This window comes from Agrobacterium sp. 22117 (assembly GCF_052045735.1).
In the GTDB taxonomy this organism is placed as follows: domain Bacteria; phylum Pseudomonadota; class Alphaproteobacteria; order Rhizobiales; family Rhizobiaceae; genus Agrobacterium; species Agrobacterium cavarae.
Window position 1 is genome coordinate 36,890 of sequence record NZ_JBQEPP010000006.1, and the last position, 11,144, is coordinate 48,033.

Consider the following 11,144-nt stretch of genomic DNA (forward strand, 5'->3'; position numbering starts at 1 on the left):
AGAGGAGACCTTGTATGCCCCACGTCGATACCGAAAATATGCGGATCAGCTTCATCGAAGCAGGTGCAAAACATGGCAAACCCGTCCTGCTTCTTCACGGTTGGCCTGACGATGCTTCGACGTGGGATAACGTGTCATCGAGACTCGCCAAACACGATCTGCGATTGATCGCACCATACCTTCGTGGATTTGGCGGCAGTGTCTTCCTTAACGAAGATGCGTTGAGAACTGCCAACAGCGAAATCCTGGCAATGGACGCGATCGCTCTGATGGATGGTCTGGGAATCGACACGTTCTCCGTCGTTGGACATGATTGGGGAGCTGGCGTAACGGAGGCGTTGGCAGTCGGCTGGTCAGATCGTGTGGAGCGAATGGCGCTTGTATCCTCGCTGCCGCGAATGGGTGGACTGAAAACTCCATCATTCCAGCAGGCACAGAGGTACTGGTACCATTGGTTCATGGCAACGAAACGCGGCGCGGAGGCAATTGCAGAAAATCCACACGGCTTTACTCGCATCCAGTGGAAAAACTGGGGTCCTGACGGCTGGTTCGATGAGGCGACGTTCGATGCGGTATCGAAATCCTTCGATAATCCAGACTGGGTCGCAGTCACCCTTCACAGCTATCAGGCGCGATGGGGAGAGGCAGATGTCGATCCCGCAAGCAAGTGGTTGGAAACCAAAATCTGGGAAACGAAATCCCTATCGCTACCCACACTCTACTTTCAGGGACTGGAAGACGGCGTGAACCCGCCCGAGCTATCCGAAACTCTGCACGAAAAATTCTCCGGTCCATTCCAGCGTATCGTTCTTCAGAATGTCGGCCATTTTCCACAGCGCGAGGACCCGGACACGGTCGCGCGAGAACTTGCAGTCTTTCTCGGCAGTTGACGCAACGCATCCCGGCGATAGATCGCTGGGATAGGCAAGCAAAGCGTTGATCACCGCTCACAGCTCGAGCTGCAAATCCCCGTCCGTTTGAGCCGGCACTGAACAGCAGATCAGCGCCTCGCTATCCGCTACCGCATAGCTAGGCTCGGAGAGGTAACTGACCTGACCCTTGACGATCTTTGTTCGGCAATCCCCGCAATTGCCGGCCCGGCAGCCATAGGCCGGGCTGAGGCCACTTTGCTCTGCGAGTTCCAGCAAGGAGCCTCCGCCCGGCTTCCATTGCACTTCTTTTTTCGATTGTGTGAAGCCGACGCGCGTCGGAGCCGAAGCTGCGGGCTTCGAAGGCTCCGCGGACAACTCAACAGCGCGATCGCGCTTCAGGCCAGAGGGACCGAATGCCTCCGCATGGATACGATTGTCTCCAATATTCAATCCGCGTAGCCCGTCATACATTGCCTGCATGAAGGACGATGGTCCGCAGATGTAGAAGTCATAGTCGCCGAATGGCAGGTATGCCTTCAGCAACGTCATATCGACGCGGCCAGCTGCATCAAAGAGGCCTTCATCATCGACAACGGGCGCACTGAGCACCCTGACATCCCGAACGGTCCCTTCGCTGCGCGCCACCAGTTCGCCGATTTCGCGGTCGAACGCCCTCTCGGCAAAGCTGCTTGACGATCGGAACAGCCATACTGGCCTGCGATAGAGCGTTCTGTCGCCCGTCTGAACAACATGGCGCAGCATCGACAACAATGGTGTGATGCCGATGCCAGCCGCAAGAAGGACCGCCGAACGGCTGCGTTCCATCGCGTCGATGGTAAACGCTCCCACAGGCGCCAGCGCCTCGATCTCGTCACCCTCGTTCATTGTGTGCAGGAGCGTGGATGCCCGCCCCTCACGCTTCACACTCAGCCTGTAGAAGCCGTCCGCCGGGCCATTGGATATCGTATAGCTACGGCGGATCGTATCCTTACCGTCATTGATGCGGATCGGCAGATGCTGACCCGCGAGGTGCGGAATGGGGGCCTCATCATCGACGGGCTTAAGGTAAAGCGAACGGATCGTCGAACTCTCCTCGACAATTCGCTCAGCACGAAAGCGCCTCCACGTCTTTGACGGGGTCGCGACCTTCAAGCGGCTTGCAGCCTCCTGCCAGTCCCCAGTCATCAGGCTGTTCGGTGACATGCCGTTTTCGAGAAAGCTCCATCGCAGCGGCAAGGCGTCTTTGCGCAGCACCACTTTTTCTGGTGTGACGCGCCAGAGACGCTCGGCGCCCTCGAAGGCAGCAATCTCGGGTGAATCCAGTATCACCTCGACGCTGCCAGCAATCTGCAGAACATCACCCGTCTCATGGTCAAGGAACAAAAGCCCGGCTCGCGGATTGACGACGAAATTGCCAAGTGTGTTGAAGAACAGGTTTCCATTGAAATCCGGCACAGTCAGGCTGCCATCGGCATCAACACGAACGAAACCGGGCCGGCCGCCGCGATGGGAGACATCGACCTGCCGCCCTTCTCCGTCGCAATCCACATAGGAGGCCACGAAGAACGTGTCGGCAGATTTGACGATGCCACGCTCCTGCATGCCGAGCCGATCTGAAACAAGCACTTCCGCGCGTTGCGGCGTTTCCGGATCACGCACAAAGCTGAATTGCCGATTTTGGACGTAGCGCGGACAATTGCCGAAGCTCTGCCCGACTGCGACGGAAAAGCGGTCGTTGCTATCCCGGATGACCGTACCGTTCATCCTGTTACGTCGGCGCGTGATGAGATCGACGCCGACCAGACCAATGGGATCGCCGTCGTTCATACCGGCTTCGGCAGGATCATCGGTATCGCTGGCGGCCTCGACATCAAGCGTATGGGGATCGGGCGAATGCAGAAAGCCGGGCCGTCCACTGCGGATCGTCGCCCACGGCGTACCATCGCCATCGACAGAGCCGATGGCGATGAACGGCAGCAGCGGATAGAACTCCCGGTGCTGGTCAAGCAGGAAGGTTCGCAAGACCCTGCGCCCCACTGGGTCCATCTGCTCGATCACACCGGCGTGCCGCTGTATTTCAAGTTCGCCCGCATGCCATGGTGACGATGGTGAGGGTGTTTCAGCAGACATTGGAACCTCCTATGAGGGACGGCGACCGGACCAGTGTCCCGAACGAGAGACCGTGTCAGGCAGCCAGGCCAACTGCGGTTTTCGGGAGAGCGACGAAACCGGGCAAAGCTTCGATCCTCGCCAGCCAGTGACGGACCTCTGGATGAGGCGTGAGATCGACATTGCCCTCTGGCGCGCCAGCGATGTAGCTGTAAAGCGCGACATCCGCGATGGTCGGCGTATTGCCGATGATGAAAGGGTGATTTTTGAGTTCGGCATTGATGAGGCCAAGAACCCGGTGGGCTCGGGCAATTACCTCTTCGGCCCGGAAATCTGCTCCGAACACGGTAATCAGTCGCGCCGCGCACGGCCCATAGGCAATTTCTCCGGCGGCGACGGAAAGCCACTTCTGTATCTTCGCAACAGAAGCAAGATCGTCGGGCAGCCAGTCTTTCCGACCAAGCTTCGTGGCGACATAGACGAGGATAGCATTGGAATCGTTGACGACGACGTCGCCATCCTCCAGCACCGGCACTTGGCCGAATGGATTGAGCTTGAGGAACTCGGGCGTCTTGTGCTCGCCGTTCGCCAGATCGAGGTCGACGATCTCGGCGTTCACGTTGAGGAGAGAAAGGAAGAGGCGAGCGCGATGCGCATGGCCCGAAAGTGGAAAATGGTAGAGTTTCATGACTGGCTCCCTTGAGGGCCGGACACAGTCATCCGGCAACGAGAGAAACCTAGCAGTATCCATATTTTTGTATTAGAGCGTTAAATCTGTAATCATCCTCCCATTTTGTGGAAGGCAAGTATGGATCGTCTTGATGCTATGGCAGTTCTCTTGTCCGTGGTGGAACATGGTAGCCTTTCCGCAGCGTCGCGCGCGCTGCACTCGCCACTGCCAACGGTCAGCCGCAAGGTGGCCGAGCTGGAGGCTCATCTCGGCGTTCCCCTGCTGACCCGCACCAGCCGCAAGATTCTGCTCACCGAGGCCGGGGAGAATTATGTCGCTGCGGCGCGCGAAATTCTTGAGCGAGTGGAAGAAGCCGAACGCCGTGCCACCGGAGAATACGCCGCGCCAAAGGGAGACCTCACAATGACGGCGCCGATTGTCTTCGGCCGCCTGCATGTGCTTCCAGTCATCACGGGCTTCCTGAAAGCCTTTCCGGACATCAACATTCACCTGACGATGAGCGACCGGACAATCAGTCTTGCCGACGAACACATCGATGTCGCTCTGCGCATCAGCCAGCTTTCCGACAGCAACCTGATCGCAATCCGCCTCGGCTCCATCCGCACAACGATCTACGCCAATCCCGACTATCTGAAGCGGCACTCCCGTCCGTCACATCCTGACGAACTCGAGCACCACGATTGCATCGCGTTCGAAGGCGTGCTTTCGACACGGTTCTGGACGTTTCATGACGGCGCAAAAGATATCGCGGTGCCGATCCGCACACGCCTTTCCGTCAACACCGCTGAAGCAGCGGTTGACGCAGCCGCCGCCGGTCTCGGGATAACGCGCGTCATGGCCTACCAAGCGAAGCACGCAGTCGATGCCGGCTTGCTGGTGCCGTTGCTGGAGGATTTTGAACGAGAGGCATCGCCGGTTCACCTCGTCCACCTATCGCAGGGCCTGATGCCGCTGAAACTCAGAACGTTTCTTGATTTTGCCACGCCACGACTGAGGACTTTGTTAAAATAGGGCGCGACTGGGCTGTTTGATGAAATTCAAACGGATAATCGGAGTCCGACGCCTTGAAGGGATTAGGACCAACGACCCGTTATTCGGCCGACCGAATTTCTCTGAAAATTCCGCGCCTTCACCTTCAATGTCTCTATCCGTAAATCGGGATCGTACATCCCCCTGGTCCGGGGAATTGGCTACGGCGCGTCTCGCGGATACGGCCCGCCACCATGCGAAAACTCGTCACCGCAGCGTACAATCTTCGCTTATACGACTGCAGTTTTTAGAGAGCCTGCTTAATTGAGCCATGAGAAGTAACCCTCTCATCCATATTGCCACATAAATTGCTTCAGAGAACGGAAAATTCGTAATTATGGCATACTGCAGCAATACAAGTTGGGGGCATATGAATGGCTGACATAGCAGACGAACTCCGAAGAGTTTTGAAGGATCTAAAGAGTGGGAAAACAGCCACTCCGGTAACGATAAGAACATTCCTCTCTTGGTTTGGAATGCAACGCCGAACGGCATCCAATGTTGAATATATCAATTCTCAGCTCAAGGCTGCTGGCGTTCGTACCGTTCCACATTACCTGGACATTTGGGTTGATACCCCCATTACGTTCGAGCTGACCTCTAAGCACAAAGAAAGCACTTCCAGTAGCGTAACACCGGCTCCAACTCCGGAACAGGCTGCGGAACCAATCAACGATGGTAAGTCACCCGATGATCCATCGTTTCGGATCGGTAAAATTGAATCTGCAAACCGGCCTCCGATCAGCGTCAAGCCGACTGCGACATTGCAGGAAGCCATTACTTTGATGCTGGCGCGAAATTTCTCGCAGCTGCCTGTGATGACAACTGATCGTGAAGTAAAGGGAGTGATCAGCTGGGAATCTATTGGAGCGCGCAACGTCACGAAAACTGACGGCACTCAAGCACAGCACTTTATGGACGAGGCGCAAGAGATTTCTGCCTCGGCATCTTTATTTGCGGGCATCAAGATCATCCTAGATCATAACTATGTTCTGATACGCGCAGCGGATAAGCGTATTGCTGGAATTGTAACGTCAACAGATATCACTCACCAGTTTGAAGAGACAAGCACACCATTTTTGCTACTTGCAGAGATCGAAAACCATCTACGAGCATTAATTTCCAAAAAACTTACGATCAGCGATATTAAAAATGCATGCAGCGAGGAATATCTTCCAAAGGAGTTCAAGAGCGTAGCAGACCTAACATTCGGAAACTACATCCGTATTTTGGAAAACGATGAAAACTGGGGGAAGCTTCGGCTTCAGCTTGACCGCACCACCTTTTGCAAGGAGCTAATCGAAGTCAATTCTATAAGAAACGACGTCATGCACTTTGATCCAGATCCCTTGACGTCAGAAAATCTCTCGACCCTAAGGAACGTAGCGAAGATGCTCGACCTAATACGGAGTTTTGGGGGCTTTTGATCACAAGGACTACTTTAATCCTCCTTTGTCATCCGACTGTCATTGTCAATTAGAGCCCGTATGCTGCTCAATCTCCTACAGAAACTCACTCTCTCGTGTAGACGAGTTTGACTTCACGGGCGAACGTGCCAGCAGTAAAGGAGCCCTATTTCGTCAAAGGATCAAAACAATTTTATCCGCGCTCGTTGCTCACCCGCGAGGACCGAGCATATCAAATCTTCTTACTGGAAAGCGACTTCAATTGGTTCATCCTCGGGGCCAGCCGAGCGGCTAAAGGGAGATTACTCACCTGGTTGCAAGCGCCGACCGAGAGCTCCTTAGAGCAAACTCCGTAATGTCGTTGCTGGTTAATGTTGTTCCCGCGGTCGGGGTGGCCCAGAGTTCGTAGAGCCGTCGCTCGCCAGTTAACTATAGTCGCAGTGACATGCCGAAATAGCCGCCATCAACTTAGGGTGGCCGCTGGTAAAAACCTAAAACCCGGAGTATTGATTGCATAAAGGTCTGATCCGATTCGTTTTTTGGCAAAACATAATGCTTCATATCTCCTTCCGCCCAAGTTTTATCCTCCTTCGCGAACTGATTGAAAACAAGGACTGGCCGCGACGCAGTGGGGGGAGATCCAAGTGAACCCAGGCTTTGCGGGGTCCGCACCCGGTCAGCAAATCGAAGCCGTCGTTGCGCGCCTGACACGGCGTGATCTCGAGATGATTGTCGGGCCGCGCGTGTTGCCGCTCGTCCCCAATGCGGGCGGTGATCGGTCATCGCTGGAGGCCGCAGCAATCCGGGCGTTGACTGATAGCGCCCAGGCGCTCTTTGGAGAACCGGAAATCAGGCGGTCTCTTCTTCGCAATCTCGATGAGGGGAAGTTGCCTGAACTCCGGGTTCGTCTGGCGCAACACAATCTGACCACCGCGTCGAAGTCTTCGGACATTCCCGAAATCGCGTCCTCCAAATTCTGGCCTATCGCCAGTGGCTTCTTCGGCCTACAGCCTGAAGAAAGAGCCAATCCGATTGTTTCACTTCCACGGGAATCGATCGCCACGTCCTTCCCATTGTTTGCGCATCAAAGATCAGTGGTACGGCGCTCCTATGACCGTGTTCTCGGCCCGAAGGCGACGGGCCGCACCGTTGTTCATATGCCGACGGGGGCAGGAAAGACCCGAACCGCGACACATCTCGTGTGCCGTGTCTTGAACGAGCAAGAGCCATGCATCGTGGTTTGGCTGGCTACGAGCCGTGAGCTGCTCGAACAGGCGGCCGAGACTTTCGAATTAGCATGGTCGGCGCTCGGGAACAGAAGCTGCGAGCTGCAACGCTACTGGGGCGATGGTCCGACACCAGCCGAAGACATCGACGATGGTATCGTCATTGCTGGACTGGCGAAGATGCATGCCTGGCTACAACGCGATAGCGTAGCTTTCTTGCGTTTCGCAGCCAGGGTCCGTTTCGTGGTGATGGATGAGGCTCACCAAGCAATCGCCCCTACCTACCGAAGGGTTATCGAGACCTTATGTGGTGTCGGGCATGCCGCCGCCCTCCTCGGGCTGACCGCGACACCCGGTAGAACCTGGAACAACATCAAGGCAGACCAGGCGCTTTCGGATTTTTTCGAAGGCTCGAAGGTCGTGCTCGAAGTCGGGGACGACCCCAACCCGGTTCGTTATCTCCTCGACAATGGCTATCTGGCACGCCCGGCATTCAATCAGATTTCATACCGTCCGGAATTCAGACTGACCGCTGCAGAGACACGCAAGCTCACGGCCGGTGACGACTACGACGAAGAAGCGCTTGAGCGACTGGCGGGCGATACAGCCCGTAATCTGGCGATCGTCGAAACCGGGAAGGATCTGGTGAGGCGCGGTCATCAGCGCATTATTCTATTTGCAACCAGCGTCACCCACGCCAAGGATATGGCCGCGGGCCTAGCGGCCAACGGTATCGTTTCAAGCGTTGTTTCGGGCGAGACGCCGAAGAGCCAGCGTTCATCCACTATAAGAGACTTCAAGATGATGGACACCACGCCGCAAGTTCTCTGCAACTTCGGTGTCCTGACGACTGGGTTCGACGCGCCGCGCACGAGCGCCGCCATCATCGCTCGACCGACGAAGTCGCTGGTGCTCTATAGCCAGATGGTGGGCCGGGCGACGAGAGGTCCGCGAGCAGGCGGTAATGAGACTTGTGAAATTTTAACGGTGCACGACCCGGCCTATCCCGGGTTCGGAGATATCGCTGAAGCATTCTTCAATTGGGAGGACGTATGGAATGACGATGAACCAGGAAACTAGCGACGACGCGTTTATCCCCGCTGATCTCGCCATTCAGGCGATGCGCGACAGTGGCTATAAGAACACGGCCTACGCCCTCGCCGAACTTGTCGACAATTCTGTGCAAGCCAAGGCTAAGAGCATTGAGATCTTTTGCATCGAAGAACAGGTCCAAGTCGTCGAGCGAACGCGCAAACGGCTGAACAAGATTGCTGTCCTGGACAATGGCGATGGAATGGACGCCGCCACATTGCGCAAGGCGTTGCAATTCGGCAACGGAACACGGCTCAACGCGCGCTCGGGCATTGGCCGCTTTGGTATGGGGCTGCCGAACGCATCGATCTCGCAGGCCTTGCGACTTGACGTCTGGTCCTGGCAGAACGGCCCTGACAATGCGCTGCATACATTCTTGGATGTGGACGAGATCCGCAATCGCCAGCGATCGACCGTGCCCACACCGCAAGCCGCTGCCTTGCCGCAGGAGTGGCGTGATCGCGCTGCCTCGCTTGGCCGGACCGGTACGCTGGTCGTGTGGACGAAACTGAGCGCCGACAAACTGACGTGGAAGGGCGCCAAGGCGACACTGAAGAATACCGGCTGGCTGCTTGGCCGCATTCATCGCCGGTTTATCGGAAATGGCAAGCTCGACATCCAGCTGGTCGGTGGTGAAGACGGTCAGCTCACGCGGCAATCGACGACGATCAACGATCCGATGTATTTGACCGCAGCTCCGACGATGGTCGCGCCCTTTGACAAGGAGCCGATGTTCGATCTGCTTTTCGAATTTCCGATCACCGTGGAAAAGGACGGTGAAAAATTCATTGTCATGACGCGCTATTCCGTTGCCAAGCCCGTGACGAAGGATCTCGCGGGCGGTTCCGACCGCGGTCACACTGCCTATGGAAAGGATGCCGCGAACAATATCGGCGTATCCGTTATGCGAGAAGACCGGGAATTGATGCTCGACCGTTCCTGGACCACTCATTACGATCCCCGCGAACGTTGGTGGGGATGTGAGGTCGAGTTTCCTGCGGCTCTCGACGAGATTTTTGGCGTCACCAACAATAAGCAGGCAGCAACAGTGTTCAACGAGCTGTCCACTATGGATTGGCAAGATCTTGCCGAAGGTCGAGAAAGCGAGCTCGAGGTTGCCGAGCGGCTTAAGGAAGAAGGCGATCCCAAAGGGGTTCTGCTTCACCTTAGCAAGTCAATTAAGGAGAACCTGGGTCATATCCGCGAGACGATCAAGGAACAGGGCCGAAAGCGCAACCGTCCGCCGACCGACGACAATACCCGCCATGGTGAAGGCGATCCGACGGAAGAGGCCAACAAGCGTTGGAAAGAGCGGGACGAAACCAATCCATTGCCTGGAGGCCCAGCCCAGCCGACCGCCAACGACATCGACGAATTGAAGGAAGATCTGACGGAAGACGGTCGTGCTCCGGAAGAGAGCAAGGAAATCGTCGCCAGGATCGTTTCGGGCGAACTGAAGGTTGTCTTCATCGACAAGGCGCTCGGCAGTTCGGCGGAGCTGTTTACCGTCGTGCCTCGTGGGCCGGCGACGGAAGTCGTCTTCAACCGGCGCCATCCAGCCTTCGACATGGTTTTCAATACGGTCTCGACCGATGACGATCTCGATACCTTGTCGAGTTCCGATTTGCAGGATCGGTTGATGAATGCGACGAAGGCGATCCAACTTCTCTTTGCCGCCTGGGCCCGCATGGAACGCGAGGACCCGCAAAACGGCGCCCGTTACGAGCGGGTTCGCGAAAACTGGGGCAAGATCGCGCGTGACTTTCTGGCACCCGTCGATCTAGCGGATGATCTCTGATGCGCAAGGACGGAGACGTGCTGCTGGAGCATGTGGGGGCGGCGCAAAGCAGTGTCCTGCTATGCGCTCCTTTCATCAAAGTAGGTGTCTTAAAACGGCTTCTCCCGGCTCTTACCGAAAATGTGACGCTCGAGGTCGTGACACGCTGGCACCCGGAGGAAATTGCGGCCGGCGTCAGCGATCTTGAAGTCTTTGATCTCATCGCGGCGAGACCTCGGTCTCGTCTCAGTCTGCTTGATAACCTGCACGCCAAACTTTATCGCGGCGACGGCAATTACCTGGCGGGGTCGGCCAATCTCACGGCAACGGCGTTGGGATGGTGTGACAACCCCAATCTCGAATTGCTACTGCCTGTCGATGCCAACGATCCAAGCGTTCAGCGATGTCTGGACGCCTTAAAAGAGGCACGCGTCGCGACCGCCGAGGAGCAAGAGCGGATCCGCAAAGCGGCCGAGCAGATCCCGGCGTCGAAGCTGCCCCAATCGCTTGATGTCGTCGACGCAATGGCAATGCTCTGGCTGCCGCGCTTTGCGGCGCCGGCCAATCTCTTCCTCGCTTACAGGAAACAGGATCGCGAGCGGCTGACCAGGGATAATCTTGAGGCTGCAGACCAAGATCTGACTGCGCTCAGTATTCCGCCAGGATTGAGCAAGGCTGAGTTCGAGCGGGAGGTGGGAAAGCGATTTGCAGACATGCCCGCCGTCGCAACCCTCCTCAAGGCTACCGAAGGCGACTTGTCGGATGCGGCTGCGATAGAGCTTATTGAGACCCTGTCGCCCGGCTCCGAGTTGTCGGCCGCAATCGGCTGGCGGATCGTGCGCGAATGGCTGACGACTTTCATGGGAGACTTATACGAGATCGCGCCGCAGTCTTTCATCACCCGCCCCAAGCCGGGGGCTGTTCGAAAATGAGTGTCGATCA

The 11,144-nt window shown here is 56.5% G+C and carries 8 protein-coding genes; 6 read left to right on the plus strand and 2 right to left on the minus strand.

Features of this window, described 5'->3' with window-relative positions:
* Positions 1-14 precede the first annotated feature (14 nt).
* Positions 15-890, plus strand: coding sequence for an alpha/beta fold hydrolase (locus ACTJKV_RS17425; protein ID WP_113100137.1), 876 nt, complete (start codon positions 15-17; stop codon positions 888-890).
* A 57-nt stretch (positions 891-947) separates the two neighbouring features.
* Here ACTJKV_RS17425 and ACTJKV_RS17430 read toward each other — a convergent pair whose 3' ends face one another.
* Both ACTJKV_RS17430 and ACTJKV_RS17435 read right to left on the minus strand, forming a co-directional pair.
* The gene (locus ACTJKV_RS17430; RefSeq protein ID WP_440599143.1) at positions 948-3,002 is read right to left on the minus strand and encodes a 2Fe-2S iron-sulfur cluster-binding protein; all 2,055 of its coding nucleotides are present in this window, start codon (positions 3,000-3,002) and stop codon (positions 948-950) included.
* A gap of 55 nt (positions 3,003-3,057) precedes the next feature.
* Positions 3,058-3,669, minus strand: a complete 612-nt coding sequence (locus tag ACTJKV_RS17435) for a glutathione S-transferase family protein (RefSeq protein WP_112963829.1) — start codon at positions 3,667-3,669, stop codon at positions 3,058-3,060.
* Positions 3,670-3,789: 120 nt separating this feature from the next.
* Here ACTJKV_RS17435 and ACTJKV_RS17440 point away from each other — a divergent pair, with 120 nt between their 5' ends.
* From ACTJKV_RS17440 to ACTJKV_RS17460, 5 genes are all read left to right on the plus strand, one after another.
* Positions 3,790-4,683: a LysR family transcriptional regulator gene (locus tag ACTJKV_RS17440; protein WP_112963828.1), complete on the plus strand. Its 894-nt coding sequence runs from the start codon at positions 3,790-3,792 to the stop codon at positions 4,681-4,683.
* 392 nt (positions 4,684-5,075) lie between these two features.
* Positions 5,076-6,128, plus strand: coding sequence for a CBS domain-containing protein (locus tag ACTJKV_RS17445; RefSeq protein ID WP_440599144.1), 1,053 nt, complete (start codon positions 5,076-5,078; stop codon positions 6,126-6,128).
* 623 nt (positions 6,129-6,751) lie between these two features.
* Positions 6,752-8,413 carry a DEAD/DEAH box helicase gene (locus ACTJKV_RS17450; RefSeq protein WP_440599145.1) on the plus strand — a complete coding sequence of 554 codons (1,662 nt, stop codon included), beginning with the start codon at positions 6,752-6,754 and terminating at the stop codon, positions 8,411-8,413.
* Entirely contained in the window at positions 8,397-10,223 is a 1,827-nt protein-coding gene (locus ACTJKV_RS17455; RefSeq protein ID WP_440599146.1) for an ATP-binding protein, read from the plus strand. Before ACTJKV_RS17450 ends, ACTJKV_RS17455 begins: the two co-directional genes overlap by 17 nt.
* Positions 10,223-11,134 (plus strand): phospholipase D family protein, encoded by a 912-nt coding sequence (locus ACTJKV_RS17460; protein WP_440599147.1) that lies wholly within the window; start codon positions 10,223-10,225, stop codon positions 11,132-11,134. The genes ACTJKV_RS17455 and ACTJKV_RS17460 overlap by 1 nt, the downstream gene beginning before the upstream one ends.
* The last annotated feature ends 10 nt before the right edge of the window (positions 11,135-11,144 follow it).